The 23,261-nt window shown below is 73.3% G+C and carries 17 protein-coding genes and 1 riboswitch; of the genes, 11 read left to right on the forward strand and 6 right to left on the reverse strand.

Going from position 1 to position 23,261, the window contains the following annotated elements:
- Nucleotides 1–184: 184 nt before the first annotated feature.
- Both WQO_RS21870 and WQO_RS21875 read left to right on the forward strand, forming a co-directional pair.
- Complete coding sequence (locus WQO_RS21870; protein WP_010058683.1) at nucleotides 185–1,471, forward strand: ATP-binding protein; 1,287 nt, start codon at nucleotides 185–187, stop codon at nucleotides 1,469–1,471.
- Nucleotides 1,468–2,163, forward strand: a complete 696-nt coding sequence (locus WQO_RS21875; RefSeq protein ID WP_010058682.1) for a LuxR C-terminal-related transcriptional regulator — start codon at nucleotides 1,468–1,470, stop codon at nucleotides 2,161–2,163. The genes WQO_RS21870 and WQO_RS21875 overlap by 4 nt, the downstream gene beginning before the upstream one ends.
- 22 nt (nucleotides 2,164–2,185) lie before the next feature.
- Here WQO_RS21875 and WQO_RS21880 read toward each other — a convergent pair whose 3' ends face one another.
- Nucleotides 2,186–3,265, reverse strand: a complete 1,080-nt coding sequence (locus WQO_RS21880; protein ID WP_010058681.1) for a C40 family peptidase — start codon at nucleotides 3,263–3,265, stop codon at nucleotides 2,186–2,188.
- Between the two features lie 202 nt (nucleotides 3,266–3,467).
- Here WQO_RS21880 and WQO_RS21885 point away from each other — a divergent pair, with 202 nt between their 5' ends.
- Nucleotides 3,468–3,821, forward strand: a complete 354-nt coding sequence (locus WQO_RS21885; protein WP_010058679.1) for a hypothetical protein — start codon at nucleotides 3,468–3,470, stop codon at nucleotides 3,819–3,821.
- Between the two features lie 54 nt (nucleotides 3,822–3,875).
- On the opposite strand, the gene WQO_RS21890 is transcribed toward WQO_RS21885, so the two are convergent.
- On the reverse strand, nucleotides 3,876–5,063 hold the full coding sequence (locus tag WQO_RS21890; RefSeq protein WP_010058677.1) for a C40 family peptidase: 1,188 nt from the start codon (nucleotides 5,061–5,063) through the stop codon (nucleotides 3,876–3,878).
- 7 nt (nucleotides 5,064–5,070) lie between these two features.
- A riboswitch (cyclic di-AMP (ydaO/yuaA leader) is annotated at nucleotides 5,071–5,237 on the reverse strand.
- Between the two features lie 290 nt (nucleotides 5,238–5,527).
- On the opposite strand from WQO_RS21890, the gene pcrA reads away from it, so the two are divergent.
- Entirely contained in the window at nucleotides 5,528–7,966 is a 2,439-nt protein-coding gene (gene pcrA / locus WQO_RS21895) for a DNA helicase PcrA (protein ID WP_010058675.1), read from the forward strand.
- A 68-nt stretch (nucleotides 7,967–8,034) separates the two neighbouring features.
- Here the strand turns inward: pcrA and WQO_RS21900 are convergent, their stop codons facing one another.
- Together WQO_RS21900 and WQO_RS21905 are read right to left on the reverse strand one after the other, a co-directional pair.
- Nucleotides 8,035–9,789 carry a M23 family metallopeptidase gene (locus WQO_RS21900; RefSeq protein ID WP_058954063.1) on the reverse strand — a complete coding sequence of 585 codons (1,755 nt, stop codon included), beginning with the start codon at nucleotides 9,787–9,789 and terminating at the stop codon, nucleotides 8,035–8,037.
- Between the two features lie 206 nt (nucleotides 9,790–9,995).
- Nucleotides 9,996–10,925, reverse strand: a complete 930-nt coding sequence (locus WQO_RS21905) for an esterase/lipase family protein (RefSeq protein WP_010058671.1) — start codon at nucleotides 10,923–10,925, stop codon at nucleotides 9,996–9,998.
- Nucleotides 10,926–11,278: 353 nt separating this feature from the next.
- Here WQO_RS21905 and WQO_RS21910 point away from each other — a divergent pair, with 353 nt between their 5' ends.
- On the forward strand, nucleotides 11,279–11,692 hold the full coding sequence (locus WQO_RS21910; protein ID WP_010058670.1) for a cobalamin B12-binding domain-containing protein: 414 nt from the start codon (nucleotides 11,279–11,281) through the stop codon (nucleotides 11,690–11,692).
- 150 nt (nucleotides 11,693–11,842) lie between these two features.
- On the opposite strand, the gene WQO_RS21915 is transcribed toward WQO_RS21910, so the two are convergent.
- Nucleotides 11,843–13,516, reverse strand: a complete 1,674-nt coding sequence (locus WQO_RS21915) for a DUF5691 domain-containing protein (RefSeq protein ID WP_010058669.1) — start codon at nucleotides 13,514–13,516, stop codon at nucleotides 11,843–11,845.
- Nucleotides 13,517–13,658: 142 nt separating this feature from the next.
- On the reverse strand, nucleotides 13,659–15,107 hold the full coding sequence (locus WQO_RS21920) for an SWIM zinc finger family protein (protein WP_050992273.1): 1,449 nt from the start codon (nucleotides 15,105–15,107) through the stop codon (nucleotides 13,659–13,661).
- Nucleotides 15,108–15,281: 174 nt separating this feature from the next.
- On the opposite strand from WQO_RS21920, the gene WQO_RS21925 reads away from it, so the two are divergent.
- The 6 genes from WQO_RS21925 (at nucleotide 15,282) to WQO_RS21950 (ending at nucleotide 23,210) form a co-directional block, all read left to right on the forward strand.
- Complete coding sequence (locus WQO_RS21925) at nucleotides 15,282–15,707, forward strand: hypothetical protein (RefSeq protein WP_010058667.1); 426 nt, start codon at nucleotides 15,282–15,284, stop codon at nucleotides 15,705–15,707.
- A 157-nt stretch (nucleotides 15,708–15,864) separates the two neighbouring features.
- Nucleotides 15,865–16,989, forward strand: a complete 1,125-nt coding sequence (locus WQO_RS21930) for an ATP-binding protein (protein WP_010058666.1) — start codon at nucleotides 15,865–15,867, stop codon at nucleotides 16,987–16,989.
- Complete coding sequence (locus WQO_RS21935) at nucleotides 16,986–19,391, forward strand: DUF5682 family protein (protein ID WP_010058664.1); 2,406 nt, start codon at nucleotides 16,986–16,988, stop codon at nucleotides 19,389–19,391. Before WQO_RS21930 ends, WQO_RS21935 begins: the two co-directional genes overlap by 4 nt.
- Nucleotides 19,388–20,743, forward strand: a complete 1,356-nt coding sequence (locus WQO_RS21940) for a VWA domain-containing protein (RefSeq protein ID WP_237274154.1) — start codon at nucleotides 19,388–19,390, stop codon at nucleotides 20,741–20,743. Before WQO_RS21935 ends, WQO_RS21940 begins: the two co-directional genes overlap by 4 nt.
- Nucleotides 20,744–20,869: 126 nt before the next feature.
- The gene (locus WQO_RS21945; protein WP_010058660.1) at nucleotides 20,870–21,949 is read left to right on the forward strand and encodes a hypothetical protein; all 1,080 of its coding nucleotides are present in this window, start codon (nucleotides 20,870–20,872) and stop codon (nucleotides 21,947–21,949) included.
- A 109-nt stretch (nucleotides 21,950–22,058) separates the two neighbouring features.
- Entirely contained in the window at nucleotides 22,059–23,210 is a 1,152-nt protein-coding gene (locus tag WQO_RS21950) for a hypothetical protein (RefSeq protein WP_010058659.1), read from the forward strand.
- Nucleotides 23,211–23,261: the final 51 nt, after the last annotated feature.

The raw sequence follows: 23,261 nt of genomic DNA on the forward strand, positions 1-23,261 counted from the left end.
CGCCCCTGAAGGGCGTGGCCGAAGGAGAGGTGCCGGCACCAGGCGTGGCCGGGAAGGGGGCGCCGGCACCAGGCGTGGCAGGGGGGAGGTGCCGGCACCAGGCCGCACCCGGGGGACAGCATCAGGGTCAGTTCGGGGGCTGACCCTGATGCCGCCCCGCGCCCGCGCGTGTGACGATCGGGGTATGCCCGCCGCCACCGCCCGAGCCGCAAGCTCCCTCTCCGCCGACCCGGAGGAGCCGCCGCTGCGCAAGCTCTACCGCAGCGCCGACGGCCGGCTGCTCGGCGGCGTCGCGCGCGGGCTCGCCGGGCACCTCGGGCTGCCGGTCGCCTGGGTGCGGCTCGTCTTCCTCGGACTGTTCGTCACCGACGGCCTCGGCTCCCTGCTCTACGCGGTGTTCTGGATCGTCGTCCCGCTCGGCGTCGGCGGCGTCGAGCCCTCCCGCTCCGTCTTCGAGACCGTCGCGGACGGCCGCCGCAGGCTCCGCAAGCCGGACAAGGGCCAGGTCTTCGCCCTGGTCGCCCTGACGATCGGGGCCGTCGCGTACTTCGTCAACGTCGACATGGGCGGTGAGACCGGCCGCTACATCTGGCCCACCCTCCTCATCGGCGCCGGCTCCGTCCTGGTCTGGCGGCAGGCGGACAACGCCCGGCGGGCCCGCTGGATGGAGGTCAGCCGCAACCGCAGGCTGCTCCACGTGGCCCGCGGCCTCGCCGGGGTCGCCCTGGTCGGCCTCGGCCTCGCCGTCTTCCTCGTCGTCCGCGGCTCCGCCGCCCAGCTCGGCAATCTGCTGACCGCCGTCATCGCCGTGCTGACCGGCATCTTCCTGCTCGCCGGCCCCTACCTCGTGCGGATGACCCAGGACCTCTCCGAGGAGCGCCTGATGCGCATCCGCGCCCAGGAGCGGGCCGAGGTCGCCGCCCACGTCCACGACTCCGTGCTGCACACCCTCACCCTGATCCAGCGCAACGCGGACGACGGCGGCGAGGTCAGACGCCTCGCCCGCGCCCAGGAACGCGAGCTGCGCAACTGGCTCTACAACCCCGAGGGCACCGGCAAGGACGAGGACGACGAACCGGAGACCCTGGCCGAGGCGGTCAAACGGGCCGCCGCCGAGGTCGAGGACAAGCACGGCGTGCCCCTGGAGGTCGTCGTGGTCGGCGACTGCCCCCTCGACGAGAAGCTGTCCGCGCAGATGCAGGCCGCGCGCGAGGCGATGGTCAACGCCGCCAAGTACGGTGGCGAGGGCGGGGCGGTCCAGGTCTTCGCGGAGGTCGAGGGCCGTACGGTCTTCGTGTCCGTACGGGACCGGGGCCCGGGTTTCGACCTGGACGAGGTTCCCGGGGACCGCATGGGCGTACGAGAATCAATCATCGGCCGGATGCAGCGCAACGGCGGGAGTGCCCGGCTGCGTTCGGTGCCCGGCGGGGGCACCGAGGTCGAGCTGGAGATGGAGAGGGCGAGCGAATGACCGAGAACACCGAAGCCACCGGGGGCCCGGAGCGACGGGTACGGGTCGTGCTCGTCGACGACCACCGGATGTTCCGCACCGGCGTGCAGGCCGAGATCGGCCGCACCGAGGAGACCGGCGTCGAGGTGGTCGGCGAGGCCGCCGACGTCGACCAGGCCGTCACCGTCATCACCGCGACCCGCCCCGAGGTCGTCCTCCTCGACGTCCACCTCCCGGGCGGCGGCGGCGTCGAGGTGCTGCGCCGCTGCGCGCCCCTGATGGGCGCGGTGGAGAACCCGGTCCGCTTCCTCGCGCTGTCCGTGTCGGATGCCGCGGAGGACGTCATCGGCGTGATCCGCGGCGGTGCCCGCGGCTATGTCACCAAGACGATCACCGGCACCGACCTCGTCGACTCGATCTTCCGGGTCCAGGAGGGCGACGCGGTCTTCTCGCCCCGCCTGGCCGGCTTCGTCCTCGACGCCTTCGCCTCCACGGACGCCCCGCCGGTCGACGAGGACCTGGACCGCCTCACCCAGCGCGAGCGCGAGGTCCTGCGGCTGATCGCCCGCGGCTACGCCTACAAGGAGATCGCCAAGCAGCTGTTCATCTCGGTGAAGACGGTCGAGTCGCACGTCTCGGCGGTGCTGCGCAAGCTCCAGCTCTCCAACCGGCACGAACTGACCCGCTGGGCGACGGCACGACGGCTGGTCTGAGGCCGGGGCGCGCTGACCGGACCTACGCCACCCGGGTCGCTCCGGCGAACGGCATCTGGTCGATCGGCGCAATGCGCACCGGTGCTCCCGGGCGCGGGGCGTGGATCATCCGGCCGTCGCCGATGTAGAGGCCGACGTGGCTGATCCCGGAGTAGAAGAACACCAGGTCGCCGGGGGCCAGTTGGGAGCGCGGGATGCGCTGTCCGGCGTTGATCTGGGTGTAGGTGGTGCGGGGCAGGCTCACGCCCGCCGCCTTCCAGGCCGCCTGGGTGAGGCCGGAGCAGTCGAAGGCGTTCGGGCCGGTCGCGCCCCAGACGTACGGCTTGCCGATCGCGCCGTGGGCGAAGGCGATGGCCTGCCCGGCGCGGGAGTCGGGTGCCGAGACCGGGCCGCTGCGGGCGGTGGAGCGGTCGGCGTGGGCCGGGCCGCCGCCGTGCCGGGCGTCGGCCGAGCGCTCGACGTCGGCGCGCTCGTCGGCCGTCAGGGTGTCCAGCAGCTTCCGGGCGTCGGCCAGCTTCGTGCGGATCGCGGTGCGGTGCTCGCGCAGTTCGGTGCGGCGGGCGGCGAGGCGCTCGGTCTCCTCGTCGGCGCGGGCCTTGACCTGGGCGATGCGGGAGACCTGCCGCTTGATGTTGCGCAGCAGCCCGGTCTGCCGGTCGCCCGCCCGGTCGAGGTAGGAGGCGCGTTCCAGATAGGCGTCGGGGTCGGAGGAGAGCGCCAGTTGCAGGGCCGGGTCCAGGGTGCCGGAACGGTACTGCGCGGTGGCCAGCGAACCGAGCGCGTGCCGGGCGGTGTTGAGGCGGTCGGTGCGGCGGGCGGCCTCGTCGGTCAGGGCGTCGACGGTGCGGGTCGCGGCGTCCGCCTTCTCCTTCGCACCGTTGTACTTCTCGGTGGCGACCTCGGCGTCGTGGTAGAGCCGGTCGACCTTCGCCTTGACCTGGGCCGCGGTGGGGGCCGGTTCGGCGGGGGCCGCGCCCGCTCCGGTGACCGATCCGGCGGTGGCGGCCCCGGCGAGCGCCAGAGTGGCGGCGGTGCGGGCAGCAGGGCCGGTGAGCGGGCGCTGCTTGGGTTTTCGATGAGCTGACCTGCGGTGCGCTGCCACGGGGGCGGCATCCTTCCTCTCGGCTGTCCGCCGGGGGTGGCGGCGGGTCCGGGATGGACGCTAATCCCGGCGCGTAGAAAAGAGTCGCCATGACAGCTATTGCCCTGATGTGACGTTTCGCCGGTCACGGATGATCGAAGCGATCGAGGAAGGCTTGCCTCACTGAAAGGTAAAACCTTGGCCATGGCTAGGCTCCCGAGCCATGGACGTACTCATCAATGTCTTCGTCGCCCTGCACATCATCGGCATCGCCTCCCTGCTGGGCGGCTTCCTGACGCAGATGAAGGCCATGGGGGCGGGGACCGCCCGGTTCACCCCCGCGATGCTGCACGGCGCGCTGACCATGCTGGTCACCGGCGTGGCCCTGGTCGGCCTCAACCAGGCCGACGACCAGACCGTGAACAACGTCAAGATCGGCATCAAGCTGGCGCTGCTGGTCGTGATCCTCGCCCTGGTCTACGTCAAGCGCGACGAGGAGAAGGTCGACAAGGGTGCGTTCATCGCGGTCGGCGCTCTGACGACCGTCAACATCTTCATCGCCACGGTCTGGACCTGAGGCCGGACCCGCACTCTGCGGGGGCGGCCGCTCACCGGCCGCCCCGCCGCTGTGTCACGCCGGGCGGACGCTCCCGTAGATCGGCATGTAGTAGATCGACTCCTCGCGCACGTTCGCACCCGGCTTCGGGGCGTGGACCATCATCCCGTCGCCCTTGTAGATACCGACGTGGCTGATGTCGTCGTAGAAGAAGACCAGGTCCCCGGGCTGGAGGTCGGACGTGGCGACGCGCGTGCCGACCTTCACCTGGTCCCAGGTGGTCCGGGGCAGGGTCACGCCCGCCTCCCGCCAGGCCGCCTGCGTCAGCCCCGAGCAGTCGTAACTGGAGGGGCCCGTCGCCCCCCACACGTACGGCTTCCCGATCTGGGCGCGGGCGAAGGCCAGCACCTTCTCCGCCTTGGCGGCGTAACCGCTGCCCGTGCCGGAGCCGGACCCCGGACCCGTGCCCGTACCGGCGCCCGATCCGGGACCCGAACCGCCGCCGGTCTCCTTCGCGGCCTCCTCGCGGGCCTTCTCCTCGGCCTCGGCCTTCGCCTTCGCCTCGGCGGCCTGGCGGGCGGCCAGCTTCGCCGCCTTCTCCTTCGCCTCGGCCTCCTTCTTGCGCTCCAGCTCCGCCAGCCGCGCCTTCTCCTCGGCGGTCAGCCGGGACAGCAGCCCGCGCGCCTCGGTCAGCTTGGTCTGGACGTCCTTCTTGCTGGAGGCGAGCGTGGCCTGCGTCTCGGTCAGCGTCTCCAGGCTCTTCACGGCCTCCGCGCGCTTCTTCGCCGCCGAGGCCTGCTGCGAACGGAAGTCGCTCACGGCCTTCTGCTGCCGCTCCGTCGCCCGGTCCATCAGCCGGCTCTGGTCGAAGTACCCCTGCGGATCGTCCGCGAGGAAGAACGTCGCCGTGGGCGCGATGCCGCCGTCGCGGTACTGGGCCGCCGCGTAGGAGCCCAGCGCCCGGCGCGCCTCGTTGATCCGCTCGGTCCGCTTCGCCACGTCCGCGAGCAGCGTGTCGACCTTCTTCTGCTGCGAGGAGGAGACGGCCTTGGCCCGGTTGTACTCCTGGGTCGCCGAGCCCGCCTGCCGGTACAGGGCGTCGACCTTCCTCTGCACGTCCTCGATGGCGGGCTTCGGTTCCGCGGGCGCCGCCGTGGCGCTCTGCGTGGAGAGCAACGTCACCGAGGCCAGCGCGGCCGTCGTCAGCCCGACGGCGGGGGTGGTGGTGCGCACCTTCGTGCGCGGCTTGCGATGCGATGCCAAGACCGGCATCTCCTTCCGTGGACCGCCTACCGGGTTAGCTGTCGGGTTCGGACGGAACGGAAGGCTGTCCTACGGTCCGCATGCGAGGGCACGGACCGATTCACCCCGGTTCTGCGTGTGGGTCCCCGGTTCCGCACTGCCAGGAGGGCAGGACGGATTCGGCAGAGGTGTCCGTTAGGCGCGGTTCGCCTCAGGGAGGTACGGATCACCTGACCGAGCACGCTAGCCAAAGCGCCCCACCGCTGGGAAGGACGATGAGCTATATGCCCGATACATTTTCGTGACCTTTCCGGATCGGGGGTCCGACACCCCCTCCGACCGGGCGCTCCTTCACGGAACGTGGACGTCCGTTCTCCCTGCGTACGGGTGAGGGGCGGGCGATTCCCCGGTTCCGGCGGCCGCTTCCTACCGCTTCCCGGCTTCGGCCGAACGTTGTCAGTCCGGCCGCCTAGACTCGGGAGGCGATGAGCAGCCTCTTTGACGACAGTTTCCTGACCGGCCTCCAGCCCGCGGAGGACGGCCCCCCGCCGCCCCCCGAGGACCACGCGCCCGAAGCGGTGCCGGAGGGACTCTTCGAGGGCGTCTACGACGCGCCCCCGCCGCCCCGGGACGGGTACTACCGGGACGGTCACCCGCGCCCGGCGATCGACTCCGCCGCGCTGCTCGACGGGCTCAACACCGAGCAGCGCGCCGCCGTCGTGCACGCCGGGTCCCCGCTGCTCATCGTCGCCGGGGCCGGCTCCGGCAAGACCCGGGTGCTCACCCACCGCATCGCCCACCTGCTGGCCGAGCGCGGCACGCACCCCGGGCAGATCCTCGCGATCACCTTCACCAACAAGGCCGCCGGGGAGATGAAGGAGCGCGTCGAACAGCTCGTGGGTCCGCGCGCCAACGCCATGTGGGTCATGACCTTCCACAGCGCCTGCGTCCGCATCCTGCGCCGCGAGTCGAAGAAGCTCGGCTTCACCTCGTCCTTCTCGATCTACGACGCCGCCGACTCCAAGCGGCTGATGGCCCTGGTCTGCCGCGATCTGGACCTCGACCCCAAGCGCTACCCGCCGAAGTCCTTCACCGCCAAGGTCTCCAACCTCAAGAACGAGCTCATCGACGAGGAGACCTTCGCCGGACAGGCCGCCGACGGCTTCGAGAAGACCCTCGCGCAGGCGTACGCGCTCTACCAGGCGCGCCTCCGCGAGGCCAACGCCCTGGACTTCGACGACATCATCATGACGACGGTCCACCTCCTCCAGGCCTTCCCGGACGTCGCCGAGCACTACCGCCGCCGCTTCCGCCACGTCCTCGTCGACGAGTACCAGGACACCAACCACGCCCAGTACACCCTGGTCCGTGAGCTGGTCGGACCGGCCGGGGAGAACGACGCCCCCGCCGAGCTGTGCGTGGTCGGTGACGCGGACCAGTCGATCTACGCCTTCCGGGGCGCGACCATCCGCAACATCCTCCAGTTCGAGGAGGACTACCCGAGCGCGACGACGATCCTGCTGGAGCAGAACTACCGCTCCACGCAGACGATCCTCTCCGCCGCCAACGCCGTCATCGAGCGCAACGAGAGCCGCCGCCCGAAGAACCTCTGGACCAACGCCGGCTCCGGCGCCCGCATCACCGGCTATGTCGCCGACACCGAGCACGACGAGGCGCAGTTCGTCGCCGACGAGATCGACCGGCTCACCGACGCGGGCGACGCCAAGGCCGGCGACGTCGCCGTCTTCTACCGCACCAACGCCCAGTCCCGTGTCTTCGAAGAGATCTTCATCCGCGTCGGCCTGCCCTACAAGGTCGTCGGCGGCGTGCGCTTCTACGAGCGCAAGGAGGTCCGGGACGTCCTGGCCTACCTCCGCGTCCTCGCCAACCCCGAGGACACCGTCCCGCTCCGCCGCATCCTCAACGTCCCCAAGCGCGGCATCGGCGACCGCGCCGAAGCCATGATCGACGCCCTGTCGATGCGCGAGAAGATCTCCTTCCCGCAGGCGCTGCGCCGCGTCGACGAGGCGTACGGCATGGCCGCCCGTTCCTCCAACGCCGTCAAGCGCTTCAACACGCTGATGGAGGAGCTGCGCACGATCGTCGAGTCCGGCGCCGGACCCGCCGTCGTGCTGGAAGCCGTCCTGGAGCGCACGGGCTATCTCGCCGAGCTCCAGGCCTCCACCGACCCGCAGGACGAGACCCGCATCGAGAACCTCCAGGAACTCGCCGCCGTCGCCCTCGAATTCGAGCAGGAGCGCGGCGAGGAGGAGGGCGCGGGCACGCTCGCGGAGTTCCTGGAGAAGGTCGCGCTCGTCGCCGACTCCGACCAGATTCCCGACGAGGACGAGGACGGCTCCGGGGTCATCACGCTGATGACCCTGCACACCGCGAAGGGCCTGGAGTTCCCCGTCGTCTTCCTCACCGGCCTGGAGGACGGCGTCTTCCCGCACATGCGGGCCCTCGGCCAGACCAAGGAGCTGGAGGAGGAGCGCCGCCTCGCGTACGTCGGCATCACCCGCGCCCGCGAACGGCTCTACCTGACCCGGGCCGCCATGCGCAGCGCCTGGGGCCAGCCCTCGTACAACCCGCCGTCGCGCTTCCTGGAGGAGATCCCCGAAGCGCACCTGGAGTGGAAGCGCAAGGGCCCGATGGCCGCCCCCGCCGGGCCCACCTCCGGCATCACGTCCTCGCTGTCCTCCTCCCGCTCCCGCTCCGGCCCCTCGGGCTTCGCGACCCGGCGCTCCTCGGACAAGCCGACGGTCTCCCTGGCCGTCGGGGACCGGGTCACGCACGACCAGTTCGGCCTGGGCACGGTGACGGCCGTCGAGGGCCACGGCGACCAGGCCAAGGCGACGGTCGACTTCGGCGACGAGCGCCCGAAGAAGCTGCTCCTGCGGTACGCGCCGGTCGAGAAGCTCTAGGACACGAGTGAGGGGGAAGGGCCTCGGCCCTTCCCCCTCACTCGTGTGCTCGCTGTTCCGCCGTTCGGTCAGGCCGGGTTGAGACCCTTGCTGCGCAGCCACATCAGCGGGTCGATCGCCGCGCCGCCGCCGGGCCGGACCTCGAAGTGCAGGTGCGGGCCGGTGGAGTTGCCGGAGTTCCCGGAGTACGCGATGACGTCGCCGGCCTTCACCGGGCCCGAGCGGATCTTGGTGCTGCTGAGGTGGCAGTACCAGGTCTCGGTGCCGTCCGCGGCGGTCACGATCGCCATGACCCCGTAGGCGCTGTTCAGCTGGGTGCGTACGGTGCCGTCGGTCGCGGCCATCACCGGAGTGCCGTACGAGACGGGGAAGTCGATGCCCGAGTGCACGGACATCCAGTTGACGCCCGCCTGGCCGTAGTAGGCGGAGAGCCCGTGCTGCTTGACCGGCAGGACGAACTTGGGGCGCAGCGCCTCACGGCGTGCGGCCTCCTCCTCGCGCTTCTTCTTCTCCGCCGCCTGCCGCTCCCGCAGGTCGATGCGCTCCTGGGTGCGGCTCGCCCGCTCGCGGAAGTCGTCGCTGCCCTCGGAGAGCTGCGCCAGCTGGCTGTCCAGCCGGTTGTTCGCGGCGACCGGCTTGACCGTGCTGGGGTCGGCGACCGCGAGGGAGGTGGTCGTCTCCTCCGGCTTCTCCTCGCCGCCGGGCATCCCGCCGACCGAGGCGGCCGCGATGCCCGCGACGCTCATCACACAGGCGGAGGGCACCGCGACGGTCAGCAGGGCGGAGCGCTTGGCGGGGGTGCGGCGGCGGGCCCGGTTGCGCGGGGCGGGCGGACGGACCGCGGTGCGGTTCACGGAGTACGGGTCGGGGAAGCCGTCCCCGGCGTCCTGCTCCGGCTCCGGCGTGACGTCCGGCGCGGCGTCCGGTGCGAAGTCGTGGGAGAGGGCGTCGAACTGAGCGGTGGCGGACGCGTCGGCCACCGTTTCACCGGCCGTGCCGTCCGCTTCGGCCGGCCCCCCGGGCGCCGTCATGTCGGCCTGCTGCTGTTCGTACAGCGAGTGCGACGTCTGTTCGGGTTCGTACGCGGCGTCCCCGGGCGTGGCGCCGGAGTTCCAGGCGGTCGCGTCGTAGGCGCCGGTGTCGTACGCGGCCGTGCCGTACGCGCCGGTCTCGTAGACCCCGGTGTCGTAGGCGTCGGGGGTGAAGGCGGTGGTGGCGTACGCCCCGGTCTCGTAGGCGTCCGCCCCGTAGGCGCCGCCGGTTCCGTACGCGGTGTCCGCCGGGTACGTACCGGTCTCGTAGGCGGTCGTCCCGTACGCCCCGGTGCCGTACGTCCCGGTCTCGTACGCCTCCGCCCCGTACGCGGCGTCGGTGCCGTACGGGGCGGAGGGGAAGCCTGTGGTGGGGAACGCGCCGGTGTCGGCGGTCGCCCACTGGCCGGTCAGGTCCTGGCCGTCGACCTGCTGCCAGGCCCCGGAGGTGTCCCACTGCTGCGTGGCGTGGGCCTGCTGGGGGTGGTCCTGGAGGTGCTCCTGAGCGGCGTAGCCGTCGTGGGCCAGCGTCTGCTGGGCGCCGGTGCTCCACGCGGAGGCGTCGTACTGGCCGCTGTGGTCCGGCTGTCCGGCCGCGTACGCGGTGGCGTAGCCGTCGCCGTAGGTGCTCTGGCCATAGGTGGCGTCGCCGTATCCGGCGGCGGCGTGACCGACGTCGTAGCCGGTGTCGTGGCCGCCGGGGAGCGAACCGAAGAGCGGGTCGGTGTCGAAGCTGCCGGTCGGTCGGTCGTCGTACCCGACGTGCCCGGCGTGGGGGTGCTGGTCGTTCACCAACGTCTCTCTCGCCTCGGCAGCAGGACTGTTCCGGGTCCCGGTCACGGGTGTCCCAGAGGGAAGCAATGGCCGCGACTGTACCCGGCGGTATGTGAGGACGACAATCTTCGACAGGTTTTGGGTCCGCAGGAAACGGGCAATCGGCCGTCTTTCGGTGGACGGCAGACGCAGCCTTGGCCCTACGTTCGAGTGGTGTTCTATTTTCAGGCCGCGGACGTCGCCCCGGCGGCGGTGGCGTCGTCCTCTCCGGCCTCCGGCGCCTCAAGAGCCTCACGGACCGCGGCGGCCACCGTGGGGTGCACGGGCAGCGCGAGGTGTCCGATGCCCGTGACGCGTACGTTCACCGCGTCGAGATCGGGGTGGTCGACGCATGCCGTCTCGACGGGGACCATCACCTGGTCCAGCTCGCTCCAGAAGCTCACGAACCGGGTCCGGCAGCCGGGGGCGGGACCGCGCAGCTCCTCGATCACCGAGGAACCGCCGCGCATCTGCCGCACGATGGGGTGAACGCCCGCCCCGGGGGCGACGGCGGTGCCGCCGTGCGGGGTCCCGAGCGTGACCAGGGTCCGCACGCGCCGGTCACCGCCGAGCCGCTGTACGTAATAGCGGGCGATCAGGCCGCCGAGGCTGTGCCCGACGATGTCGACCCGGTCGTGCCCGGTGCGCGCGCAGATCTCCTCCACATGCCGGCCGAGCAGTTCGGCGGCGGTGCGGACGTCGCGGGTCAGCGGCGAGTAGTTGAGGGACGCCAGACGGCGGCCGTGCCGGGTCAGCGCGCGGCGCAGGACGAGGAACGCGGAGCGGTTGTCGATGAAGCCGTGCAGCAGGACGACGGGCGGCGTCGCGGCTGCTGTGACCGGCAGGGCGGTGGTCGCGGTCGTGGTCGGCGTACCGGTCGTGGCCGGAGGCCCGGCCTCGGCGGGCCCGGTTCCGTCCCGCTCGGGGGTGAGCCCGAACGGGTAGACGATCAGGCGCCCGGTGAGGACGAACAGCTCCAGCGCGGTGGCGCCGAGCAGCGCGGACGAGAGCCGGGGCCCTGGCAGCCGGGGGAGAGCCGGGAGACGGGTGAGGCGGCTGAGGTGAGTGAGGTGGGTGAAGCAGGTCGGCGGGGAGAGGGGTGGGGGGAACTTCACGGCCTGCCTCCTGCACCGGCGTACGGAGGAGGCCCCCGTCCCCGTACGCCCTTGTGGGTGGCGGGACGAGGAGTGCTGCCGGCCGGCCGGCCGTGGCCGGGGTCGTGGGGCCGTACCACCGTGCCGTGCGGCTGGCGGCGCGGTGGTACGGCGACCTCGTAGCGGCTCTCCTGGCGCCGAGGCCCCGCGCGGCCGGAACTCCGCGTGTTGCCGGGGACGGCGCCTGGCGAACATGTCCCACGTGTGATTTCCCCCTCCCCGCCTGCCGCGAAACTGCGGCTTGCGGGATGCTGTGGATAACGTTCGTTCACATCCCCGTCCCTTCAGACGCGGGAGACCAGGTGGAGGCAGTGATGGGTGTGACCGGTCCGATCCGTGTGGTGGTGGCCAAGCCGGGCCTCGACGGCCACGACCGCGGGGCCAAAGTCATCGCGCGGGCGTTGCGGGACGCCGGTATGGAGGTGATCTACACCGGGCTCCACCAGACGCCCGAGCAGATCGTCGACACGGCGATCCAGGAGGACGCCGACGCCATCGGCCTCTCGATCCTCTCCGGGGCGCACAACACGCTGTTCGCCAAGGTGATCGAGCTGCTGAAGGCCCGCGAGGCGGAGGACATCAAGGTGTTCGGCGGCGGGATCATCCCCGAGGACGACATCGCCCCGCTGAAGAAGCTGGGCGTCGCGGAGCTGTTCACCCCGGGAGCGACGACGACCGAGATCGTCACGTGGGTCAACGCCAACGTCCGCCAGGCCGCCCAGACCTGAACGCCGTACCCAGGCCTGAATGCCCTACCCAAGTCTGGGTGCCGTACCCAGGCCTGAACGCCGTACCCAGGCCTCAACGCCGTACCCGGGACGGGCCCGCCGCGCACGGGCCCGTCTCCGCCTCGGGACGTCAGCGCCCCTCCGTCGCCGTCAGGCCATCAGCTCCGCCTCCATCGCGGCGCGCAGCCGCAGGGTGGAGACGAGGCGCTGGAAGGCCTCGGACCAGTAGCCGCCGGCCCCCGGTGACGCGTCCTCCTGCTCGTCCTGCGCGGCCGTCAGGACCTCCAGCCGGTCGGCCTCGGCCGGATCCAGACAGCGTTCGGCGAGGCCCATCACCCCGCTGAAGCTCCACGGATAACTCCCGCCGTCCCGCGCGATGTCGAGCGCGTCGACCACCGCACGCCCGAGCGGCCCGGCCCAGGGGACCGTGCACACCCCGAGCAGCTGGAACGCCTCCGACAGGCCGTGCGCCGCGATGAACTCGGCGACCCAGGAGGCACGTTCCCCCTTGTCCAGAATGGCCAGGAGCTTCGAGCGCTCGGCGATCGAGGCCGTTCCTGGGCCGCTCGCCACCGGCTCCGACGGACGCCCGAGCAGGGCCCGGGACCACCGCGGATTCCGCTGCCGGACCGCCGCCCTGCACCAGGCGGTGTGCAGTTCGTCGGCCCAGTCGTCGGCGACGGGCAGGGCCACGATCTCGTCGGCCGGACGCCCGCCGAACCGCTCCTCCCAGACGCCGAGCGGGGTGGCCTCCACCAACTGCCCGAGCCACCAAGACCGTTCGCCCCGGCCCGTCGGCGGGACCGCCGTGACGCCGTCGCGCTGCATCTCCGCGTCGCATTCGTGCGGCGCCTCCACGGCGATGGAGGCGACGGCCCCCGTACGGTCCGGATGCACGCAGGACAGCGCGCGGGCCGCCATCCGTCCGGCGAGTGCCGACTCGGGCAGGGCGGACAGCAGTTCGGCGGCGGTGGCGCGGACGTTGCGGCTGCGGTCGGACAGGGCCTGCTCCAGGAAAGGCTCGTCGGCGCCGCCCAGCCCCGACCGCAGGGAATCCAGGAACATCAGCCGGTCCTCGGCCCGTTCGGCCGGCCAGGTGGTGGCGAGCAGGGCGAGCGCGGCGGGCGGATCCTGCGCCCGTACGGCGTCGAGCAGCGCCACCCGCTCCGCGAACAGCCCCTCCTCCCACAGCCGGGCCACCGCGTCCGGGTCCGTGAGGTCGGGCTGCGGCGCACCGCTCGCGGAGCCCCGCAGGGCGAACTTCCAGTCGGGGTTCAGCCCGGCCAGCCACATCCCGCGCGGACCGGCGAACGCGAGCGCCTGCGGGCGCAGGTCCGTCCGCGCGCGGGCGGCGTCCAGCAGCGCGGGCAGTAGGGCCGCCGGGGCGCGGAAGCCCCGCCGGTCGGCGATGGCCAGCCACTGCGGGATGAGCTCGGTGAGGTCGGGCGCGGTCCCGCGCCGCCCGCCGCCCGAGGGCGCGGAGCGGCCGGCCAGCAGGTGGGCGAGCCGGTGCCGGGCGGCCTCGGGGAGCGCCGGGCGCGGATCCGGGGCGGCGGGCTCGGGCCGGGCCTCCGGCACGGCGGGCAGCAGCCCGGCCCGCCGCCGCACGGTGTGCAGCGCGGCGGCGTCCAGCAGGGCCGCGGGGGCATCGGCCGGTACGGGGCCGCCGCGGGGTGCCGGCGGACGGCGGTCGGTCCCCAGGAGAGCGGAGGTGACCAGTTCTTCCCAGGGGAGGGAGTCGACGGATGCGGATGGGCATGCGGATGCGGAAGTGGATGCGGTTGAGTCGGTGGTGTTCGCGGTGGGGCTGGTCGTGTGAGGCATCTCTTTCCCCTCCCGTGGCAGGGATGCGTGGATGTCGGACAGGAGCAGCGGACGGAAGCGGGGGACAGGAGCAGCGGACAGGGCGGTGATGCGCGCGGGTCGGGGCGCTGGCCCGGTCTGCCAGCCGGCCCACTCGCTCGGGTCAGACCAGTTGGACGACCGACCCGCCCGTGGTGCCTGTGCCTTCCTCCCTCTCACCCGGGTCCCAGGCCGCGAACGGGTTGAAGCCGCGGTGGCCGATCTCGCCGAACACGGTGACCGGGCCGCCGCCGGACAGGGCGACGAGCTTCCACAGGCCCGGCCGGGACAGCGCGGCCGGGGCGATCGGCAGCGCGGATCCGGCGCGGGCGTCGGTGCGGGTGCCCGCGTGGGCCTCGGCATGGGCGTCCGCGTCGGCCAACTGCCAGCCGTCCTTGGACGGCACGGGTATGACATCGCGCAGGGTGACCGGCCAGGCGTCCAGCCAGGGGTCGTCCCGCAGGGCGTTCCCGTAGACCGCCGGGGCGGCCGCCGCGGCGATCCCCGGCGGGGGGCCGGCCGCGGTCGTGGCCCCGAACTGCTCGCCCAGCTCCGCCCGGAGCTGCCCGCCGCCCGGATACGGCGTCAGCTCGGCGTCGATCGTGGCCCCCACCGGCAGTGCCTGCGCCGGGGACCGGCCCGCAGCACCGAACGAGAGGAGCAGAGCGGTGCGGCCCGACCTCCGTCCGTACAGCCAGATCCGACGGGCGACGATCTTGCCGTCGGGTGTGTCGTACTGCGCGAGGACCAGCCACTGGTCGCGGACCGGGGGGCCTTCGGCGGACATGGGCAGCCCCACTCTCGTCCGCACGGTCGCGGCCAGCGGATCCGGCAGTTGGTCCCGGCCGAGCCAGGCCGTGTCCAGCAGATGGAGCAGGCCGCACTCCTCCAGCAAGCGAACCGGCCAGCCCGAGCCGGACCCGGTGATCGCGCCCAACTCCCGGACCCGGGCGGCGAGACCGGGGGCCTGGGCGTCGACCATGCGGGCCGCGGTCTCCTCCCACAGGCCGTACCCCGATCGGTCGGTCGCGGCCAGTCCGCCGCGCAGCAGGTCGCCCAGGCGTTGTTCCAGCTCCTGGGCACCGCCCGTGACCCGCTCCGCGCGGCGCTCCGCCCGCTTTCTGGCGGCGGCCGGGTCGGCGGGGCCCCGCGCGCTGTCGCCGCCTGCTGCAGGGCTGCTCTCCCGCTCCGCGCGTACGCGCCGGCCCACGAGCCACTCCTCGGCCCAGTCGGCGGGCTCGGCGGGCCGGAACGCGCCGTCGTCCGACACCCTGAGCAGCAACAGCCCCAGCGCGTGCTTGCACGGGAACTTCCGGCTCGGGCAACTGCACGCGTAGGCAGGCCCCGTGGTGTCGACCACCGTGCGATACGGCGTGTTTCCGCTGCCCTTGCACAGGCCCCACACCGCGCCCGACGCATCGCACCCCGTACCGGACCACGGACCCGCCGCGCCGAGGCGCGTGCCCGCCTTGCGTGATGCCGCGTCAGGAGCCAGGGCCAGCACCTGTTCCACCGACCAGCGCGCCACCGGGGCACCGGTGGGCGAGGACTCTCCCCCGTGAGATAGCTGCATGTCTCCGACGGTAGGGGGCACCACTGACAATCCCCTCCGACCTGCTCCGATCCTGCTCCGACCTGCGAAGCTGCGGTCCGGAGAGAGATTTGACTTTGCCCTGTCTTTGCGTTTCTCTGCGGTCTCCGCGTACGGAACGGATCCGTGCCCGGACCGATCCAGGGGGGATCCCAGATGAACCGAACCACCCGCACCACCCGCGCTCTCGCGGTCGCCGTCCTCGTGCTCGGACTGGGGGCCTGCTCGGCCGAGTCGGTGGACGAGGCGGTCGGCAAGGCGGTCGACAAGACCGTGGACGAGACCTACGAGGTCACGTACGAGGTCACCGGCACGGGCGTCGACGAGATCACGTACCACGGGGGTGGCGGCGAGGCGATGGAGCCCGAGCTGGAGACCGTCACCAAGCCGACCCTGCCGTGGAAGAAGACCGTCGAACTGCGCGGCATCATGCCGCCCGCCGTCTCGCCGATCGCCCTGGACGCGGGCGGCGCCGACGTCACCTGCTCCATCACCTACAAGGGCAAGGTCATCAAGGAGGCGAAGGGCGAGGGCATGATCACGGCGGGCGGCTGCGTCGCCGTGTCGCCGATCGTGGGCTGACCGGGCCGATCCGCCCCGGTCGGCCGACCGGGCCGACGGGCCTCCGGGGGGGGGGCAACCGCTCGCCAACGGGCTCTGACCTGCAGTCAGGGCCCGTTGTCAGTGGCATGGTGCACGGTGGTAACCAGATCAGGTCGACCGATCTGGAGGGGGAGCCATGACCGTGTCCAACACCACCGAGGCCGTCGAGCCGGAGGCCGGCGCACAGGCGCTGCGCCCGCACGCGGAGGACGCGTTCGCCGACGAGCTGAAGGCGCTCGCGGCCGCCGACGACCGTCCCAGGCCCGCCCGTTGGCGGCTGTCGCCGTGGGCCGTCGCCACCTACCTGCAGGGCGGGACCCTGCCGGACGGGACGGTGATCACCCCGAAGTACGTGGGTCCGCGCCGCCTGGTCGAGGTGGCCGTGACCACGCTCGCCACCGACCGGGCGCTGCTCCTGCTCGGCGTCCCCGGCACGGCCAAGACCTGGGTGTCGGAGCACCTCGCAGCCGCCGTCAGCGGCGACTCGACGCTGCTCGTGCAGGGCACCGCGGGCACGCCCGAGGAAGCCGTCCGCTACGGGTGGAACTACGCCCAGCTGCTGGCCCACGGCCCCAGCCGCGACGCCCTGGTGCCCAGCCCGCTGATGCGGGCCATGTCCGAGGGGATGACCGCCCGGGTCGAGGAGCTGACCCGCATCCCCGCCGATGTGCAGGACTCGCTCATCACGATCCTGTCCGAGAAGACGCTCCCCGTCCCCGAGCTGGGCCAGGAGGTCCAGGCCGTCCGCGGGTTCAACCTCATCGCCACGGCCAACGACCGGGACCGCGGCGTCAACGAGCTGTCCAGCGCCCTGCGCCGCCGGTTCAACACCGTGGTGCTGCCCCTGCCCGAGACCCCGGAAGCCGAGGTCGACATCGTGTCCCGGCGCGTCGACCAGATCGGCCGCTCGCTCGACCTGCCCGCCGCCCCGGAAGGGCTGACCGAGATCCGGCGCGTGGTGACGGTCTTCCGCGAACTGCGCGACGGGGTGACCACCGACGGGCGCACCAAGCTCAAGTCCCCCTCCGGCACGCTCTCCACGGCCGAGGCGATCTCCGTCGTCACGAACGGCCTCGCGCTCGCCGCCCACTTCGGCGACGGCGTCCTGCGCCCCGGCGACGTCGCGGCCGGCATCCTCGGCGCGGTCGTCCGGGACCCCGCGGCGGACCGGGTGGTCTGGCAGGAGTATCTGGAGACCGTGGTCCGCGAGCGGGACGGCTGGAAGGACTTCTACCGCGCCTGCCGCGAGGTATCGGCATGAGCGGCGCGGCGGTGGCTGCCGCCGTGACGGGCCGCACCACGACCGGACCGGCCGCCGGGCCCTGGCTCCTGGGGGTGCGGCACCACGGCCCCGGGTCGGCCCGCGCGGTCCTCGCCGCGCTCCGGGCGGCCCGCCCGGCCGCCGTCCTCATCGAGGGTCCGCCCGAGGGCGACGCGCTGCTGCCCCTGGCCGCCGACCCGCACATGCGTCCGCCCGTCGCGCTGCTCGCGCACGCCGTGGACGATCCGGGGCGGGCCTCCTTCTGGCCGATGGCCGCGTTCTCGCCCGAGTGGGTGGCCATCCGCTGGGCCCTCGACCACGACGTCCCGGTCCGCTTCATCGACCTGCCCGCCGCCCACTCCCTCGCGCTCAAGGAAACCGCGCCGAAGGAGCCGGTGGAGGGGCCGGAACGCGCAGCAGAGGTGGAGGAGATCACGCCGGTCGTCGACCCGGTCCGGGTGCTCGCCGAGACCGCCGGATACGACGATCCCGAGCGCTGGTGGGAGGACGTCGTCGAACACCGCGCACCCACCGGAGAGACCGATGGCGGTGCTGCACCCTCCGAGGGTGCGCCCGGCGACGCCCTCGCCCCGTTCGGCGCGCTGGCGGAGGCCATGGGCGCGCTCCGCGAGGCGTACGGCGACGGCGGGCAGCCGCGTGACGCGGTGCGCGAGGCGTACATGCGGATCCAGCTGCGTACCGCGCGCAAGGAGTTCGGGGACGGCGTCGCCGTCGTCTGCGGCGCCTGGCACGTCCCCGCTCTCGCCGCGCGCACCACCCTCGCCGCCGACCGTGCCCTGCTCAAGGGCCTCCCGAAGGTCAAAACGGATCTGACCTGGGTGCCGTGGACCCACCGCCGCCTCGCCCGGCGGAGCGGATACGGGGCCGGGATCGACTCGCCCGGCTGGTACGGGCACCTCTTCGAAGCGGCCGACCGGCCGATCGAGCGCTGGATGACCAAGGTCGCCGGACTGCTGCGCGGCGAGGACCGGTTCGTCTCGACCGCCCATGTCATCGAGGCCGTCCGGCTGGCCGAGACGCTCGCCGCCCTCCGGGGCCGCCCGCTGGCCGGCCTGGGCGAGACGACCGACGCCGTGCGGGCCGTCATGTGCGAGGGGTCCGACGTCCCGCTCACCCTCGTCCGGGACCGGCTGATCGTCGGCGAGAGCCTCGGCGAGGTGCCGGACACCGCCCCGGCCGTCCCACTGCAACGGGACCTGACCCGCAGCCAGCGCACCCTCCGGCTCAAGCCGGAGGCGTCGGAACGCGAGCTGGACCTCGACCTGCGCAAGGACACCGACGCCGCGCGCAGCCGCCTCCTGCACCGGCTGCGCCTCCTCGACGTCGGCTGGGGCGACCCGGTCGCGGGGCGGGGCAGCACCGGCACCTTCCGGGAGAGCTGGCGGCTGCGCTGGGAACCGGAACTGCACGTCCGGGTCGCGGAGGCCGGGGTGTGGGGCACGACCGTGCTCAACGCCGCCACCGCCAAGGCCGCGTCGCAGGCCGTGGCGGCGACCGCGCTGGCCGACGTCACGGCACTCGCCGAGCACTGCCTCCTGGCCGAACTGCCCGACGCGCTGCCCGTCGTGATGAAGGCCCTCGCCGACCGGGCCGCACTCGACGCGGACGTCGGCCACCTCGCGGACGCGCTGCCCGCCCTGTCCCGCTCCCTGCGGTACGGGGACGTGCGCTCCACGGACACGGCGGCGCTCGCAGAGGTCGCCGCCGGGCTCGCCGAGCGGATCTGCGTCGGCCTGCCGCCCGCCTGCACCGGCCTCGATCCGGACGGCGCCGAGGCGTTGCGCGGCCAGGTCGAGGCGGTGCACGGGGCGATCGGCCTGCTGGAGACGGGGGCGGAGCCGGGCACGGGGCTGCGGGGGCGCTGGGACGCCGTCCTGCACAAGCTGGCCGCCCGGGACGCGGTCGCCGGAGTCATCAGAGGCCGGGCCACCCGGCTGCTCCTGGACGAAGGACGGCTGGCGGAGCACGAGGCGGCCCGGCTGATGGGCCTGGCGCTCTCGCCCGGCACCCCGCCCGCCGACGCCGCCGCCTGGATCGAGGGGTTCGTCGGCGGAGCGTCGGGCGGCGGCATGCTGCTGGTCCACGACGAGCGGCTGCTCGGCCTCGTCGACGCCTGGCTGACCGGTGTCCCCGCCGACCAGTTCACCGATGTGCTGCCGCTGCTGCGCCGCACGTTCTCCGCGTACGAAACGGGCGTGCGGCGCACCCTCGGCGAGCTGGTCCGCCGCGGCCCCGTCCCCGAGGGCGCCCGCCGCGAATACGCCGCCCCGGCGACCGGAGGCTTCGGCCCCGGTCTCGACCCGGCCAGGGCCGACGCGGTCGAACCGGTGCTGCGCCTGCTGCTCGGCCGCCCGCCCGAGCCCGTGGAGGCGGCCGTATGACGACGACCAGGACGACCACGAGCAGGGCGACCACGGCCCGGACGACCACGAGGACGGACCCGATGAGCCAGACGCCGGGGGAGACCACGGAACGGACGACGGAACGGACGGCCACGGCCTCGCACACCCCGCCCGACGCCGAACGGCTGCGGCGCTGGCGGATGGTGCTCGGGGCCGACAGCGCCGACAGCACGGGACGCACCCTCACGGGCCAGGACGCGGCCATGGAAGGTGCGTTGGACGCGCTGTACGGCGGGGGCGCCGGGAAGAAGCCCAACGGCCGCGGCACCCGCGGGCGTTCGGCCGGGCTCGGCGCGTCGGCGCCCTCCGTCGCCCGCTGGCTCGGCGACATCCGGACCTACTTCCCCAGCTCCGTCGTCCAGGTCATGCAGCGCGACGCGATCGACCGGCTCGGCCTGTCGGCCCTGCTGCTGGAGCCGGAGATGCTGGAGGCGGTCGAGCCGGACGTCCATCTCGTCGGCACGCTGCTCTCCCTCAACAAGGCGATGCCCGAGACGACGAAGGAGACCGCACGCGCCGTCGTCCGCAAGGTCGTCGAGGACCTGGAGAGGAGGCTGGAGAGCCGCACCAGGGCCACCCTGACCGGGGCCCTGGACCGCTCGGCGCGGATCAGCCGGCCCCGCCACCGGGACATCGACTGGGACCGCACCATCCGGGCCAACCTCAAGAACTACCTGACGCTCCCGGCGCCGGACGCCGCGACGACGGCCGGGGATACAGGGGCGACGGGGGTGACGCCTTCGGGCACGGTCGTGCCGGAGCGCCTCATCGGTTACGGCCGCTCCTCCCGGTCCGCCAAGAAGGACATCGTCCTGTGCGTCGACCAGTCGGGCTCGATGGCCGCGTCCGTCGTTTACGCCTCGGTCTTCGGGGCGGTGCTCGCCTCCATGCGCACCCTTTCCACCCGGCTCGTCGTCTTCGACACGGCGGTCGTCGACCTCACGGACCAGCTCGACGACCCGGTCGACGTCCTCTTCGGCACCCAGTTCGGCGGCGGCACCGACATCAACCGGGCGCTCGCCTACTGCCAGTCGAGGATCACCCGCCCCGCGGACACCGTCGTCGTCCTCATCAGCGACCTCTACGAGGGCGGCATACGCGACGAGATGCTCAAGCGGGTCGCCGCGATGAAGGCGTCCGGCGTGCAGTTCGTGACGCTGCTCGCCCTCTCCGACGAGGGAGCACCGGCGTACGACCACGAGCACGCGGCGGCGCTCGGAGCGCTGGGCGCACCCGCGTTCGCCTGTACGCCGGATCTCTTCCCGGACGTCATGGCGGCGGCGATCGAGAAGAGGCCACTGCCCATACCGGACAAGGAGTACCAACCGTAGCCAGGGACTTGCGTGACCCCCACGGGCTCGTGCAAGCATCGACACCGTCGTTCGCGGAGGGGCGCATTCCGCCGCCCTCCGACGCCCTCCGCCGCCACCCGCCTGCGAACCAGGAGCCCACCCGAGGTGACCGCAACCGCCGCTGCCCGCGCAGCCGTCGATCCGCGCCCGGCGCGCGGCACGGCGGGGCGTCGCGCGGTACAGGTGGTGCTGTTCCTCGGCGGGCTGCTCGCCCTGGGGCTTCTCGCGGGCGGCCGCGCGGAAGCCCAGGAGCGTCCGGAACCGGGCGGGCTCACCGCCTCCGTGGCGGACGTCGTGCCGAAGGAAGCGGTTCGGGAGGGCGCGGTTCGGGAGAGCACGGTTCCTGAGGACCTCGCCCGGACGGCAGTCGAGCCTCCGGTTCGCCGGGTCGCCGACACGGGTGTGGACCCGGTCGCGGACACAGCGGACCAGGTCGTGGACCCGGTCGCCGATCAGGTCGTGGAACCGGTGGAAGCACCGCCCGTCGAGCCGGTCGCCGACCAGGCCGCGCAGCACCGGCCCGTACGGGACGGGCCGACGCAGCACCGTCCCGCGCAGCCCGAGACCGCACGGAAGGCGACCGCGGCCCTTTCCGCTTCCGTGGCACCGGCCACGGAACCCGTCGACTTCGTAGCCCCCGTGGTCGGGGGAGCAGGCGACGCCGTCGACCGGATCGCCGGGGAAGTGCGGCCGCTGGTGGCGTCCCTGCCGGGGCTCCCTCCGCTCCTCTCCGTGCTGCCCGTGCCCGGCGGTGACCCGGACGCACCGGGTGCGCCGGCACCGTCCGTTCCGGGCGCCGGCCGTGATGCCGAGGGCTCCACCACACCGGGCGGCACCGGCGCGGACGCCTCGGCCGAGCACGCGGCCGGCCAGGACCGGAGCGCCGGGGCACCGGGCCTCGCCCCGGCCGTGCCGGACCGGTCCGGCACGCCGGACGCCGGGCACGCGCAGCTCTCCGCGCCCACGCCGGCGCTCCCGCCCACGCGGGACCGTGGGCCGTTCGCCCCCTGCGGCGACCTCGCGCGCACGGTGGTGGCCGATGCGCAGGGGCCGCGCGGCGGCGACCTGCACGCGGCCTCCGTCCCGGGCTCTCCCTACGCCGCGCTCGTCCGGGGAGCCGGGCTCCCCGCGACCGCCGCCCCGATCACCTGCAGATCCGGCGAGATCCTCGAATTCCCCGGCTAGGGCAGGCCGTTCCCCCGCCTCGACCTGCCGCGCGGGGGCGGAACAGGTCTGCCCGCGTCCGGACGAATCCTCCGGACAGCCGAACATCTTCGAAGGATCTGACACACCCATGCACAAGAACATGCGCCGATCCATAGCCGTCGCCGCCACCGCCACCGGTATGTGGGCACTCGGCACCGCCGCGGCGAGCGCGGCCGAGCTGCCCGTGTCCGTACCGCTGTCCACCCCGGACCTGGGGGCCGAGACCTCCGACGCGACGGACGTCGTCGAGGACGTCACCGACGCCAAGGCGGTCAAGGACGTCAAGGCCGTCACCGACGCCAAGGCCGTCGACCGTGCCGGCGACGTCAAGGGCACGCTGACGAAGGCCGGGAACAAGGCGACCGAGGCGGTCGAGGCGGTCGAGGGCGCCGGTGCGGCCGACGTGCGGGACAGCCTCCCGTCGCAGGTGCGCGCGCCGCAGGCCCCGGAGTTCCCGCAGACCGCCGAGGTCCCGGAGCTCGGTGACGTACAGCAGGTGCCCGGAGCAGGTCACCTCCCCGACGCGCAGATCCCCGACGCGCAGATCCCTGACGCCCAGCTCCCCGACGCGGGCATCCCCGAAGCGGGCCTCCCCGACGCCCGGTTCCCCGACGTGCGCGTCCCCGCGGCGCCGGCCGACGAGATCGACTACCTCTTCGGGCCGATCGAGCAGATCCCGGGCTACGCGCAGAGCCAGGTGCCGGCCGCCGTCCAGGGTGCGCTGGCCGAGGCCGGGCCCGTCGTCGAGCAGACGTCCGACTCCGTGCTGCCTCCGCTCGCCGCGGGCGCGGTCGGTGTCGCCGTCCCGGTCGTCAGGCAGGCGGTCGGCGACGTCGGCACGCTCGCGCAGGGTGTCGTCGGCGAGGTCGGGCCGTTCGCCCAGGGAGTCGTCGGCGACGCCGCGGCCCCCTTCGTGCAGGGCGTCACGACCGAGGTCCAGCCGCTGGCGTACGGCGTCACCGGTGCGGCCGTGCCGTTCGCCGAGGGCGTCGCGTCCGAGGTGCAGCCGCTCGCGCAGGGACTGACCGGCGACGCGGTCGCGCCGTTCGCCCAGGGGGTCACCACCCGGGTGCAGCCGCTGGCCGAGGGCGTCGGGGCGCAGGCCCGGCCGTTCGCGGGCGGTCTGACGGACACGGTCCGCGAGGACGCCCGTCCCGCCGTCGCCGACGCGGCCACCGGCGCCCAGGGCCTCACCTCGGTCACCCCGTCCTTCGTCACGGACGCGGTGCCCGGGCGGTAACGAACGAGCGGGGCGCACACGGCGCACGCGCCGTAGCGATTCACTGCACCG

It is taken from the genome of Streptomyces globisporus C-1027, assembly GCF_000261345.2.
Classification (GTDB): domain Bacteria; phylum Actinomycetota; class Actinomycetes; order Streptomycetales; family Streptomycetaceae; genus Streptomyces; species Streptomyces pakalii.

Coding starts and splice junctions, on each gene's coding strand:
- WQO_RS21875 (WP_010058682.1), top strand. CDS start 1,468: ATGACCGAGAACACCGAAGCCACCGGGGGCCCGGAGCGACGGGTACGG.
- WQO_RS21925 (WP_010058667.1), top strand. CDS start 15,282: ATGAACCGAACCACCCGCACCACCCGCGCTCTCGCGGTCGCCGTCCTC.
- WQO_RS21940 (WP_237274154.1), top strand. CDS start 19,388: ATGACGACGACCAGGACGACCACGAGCAGGGCGACCACGGCCCGGACG.
- WQO_RS21935 (WP_010058664.1), top strand. CDS start 16,986: ATGAGCGGCGCGGCGGTGGCTGCCGCCGTGACGGGCCGCACCACGACC.
- WQO_RS21950 (WP_010058659.1), top strand. CDS start 22,059: ATGCACAAGAACATGCGCCGATCCATAGCCGTCGCCGCCACCGCCACC.
- WQO_RS21920 (WP_050992273.1), bottom strand. CDS start 15,107: ATGCAGCTATCTCACGGGGGAGAGTCCTCGCCCACCGGTGCCCCGGTG.
- WQO_RS21870 (WP_010058683.1), top strand. CDS start 185: ATGCCCGCCGCCACCGCCCGAGCCGCAAGCTCCCTCTCCGCCGACCCG.
- WQO_RS21930 (WP_010058666.1), top strand. CDS start 15,865: ATGACCGTGTCCAACACCACCGAGGCCGTCGAGCCGGAGGCCGGCGCA.
- WQO_RS21910 (WP_010058670.1), top strand. CDS start 11,279: ATGGGTGTGACCGGTCCGATCCGTGTGGTGGTGGCCAAGCCGGGCCTC.
- WQO_RS21915 (WP_010058669.1), bottom strand. CDS start 13,516: ATGCCTCACACGACCAGCCCCACCGCGAACACCACCGACTCAACCGCA.
- WQO_RS21885 (WP_010058679.1), top strand. CDS start 3,468: ATGGACGTACTCATCAATGTCTTCGTCGCCCTGCACATCATCGGCATC.
- pcrA (WP_010058675.1), top strand. CDS start 5,528: ATGAGCAGCCTCTTTGACGACAGTTTCCTGACCGGCCTCCAGCCCGCG.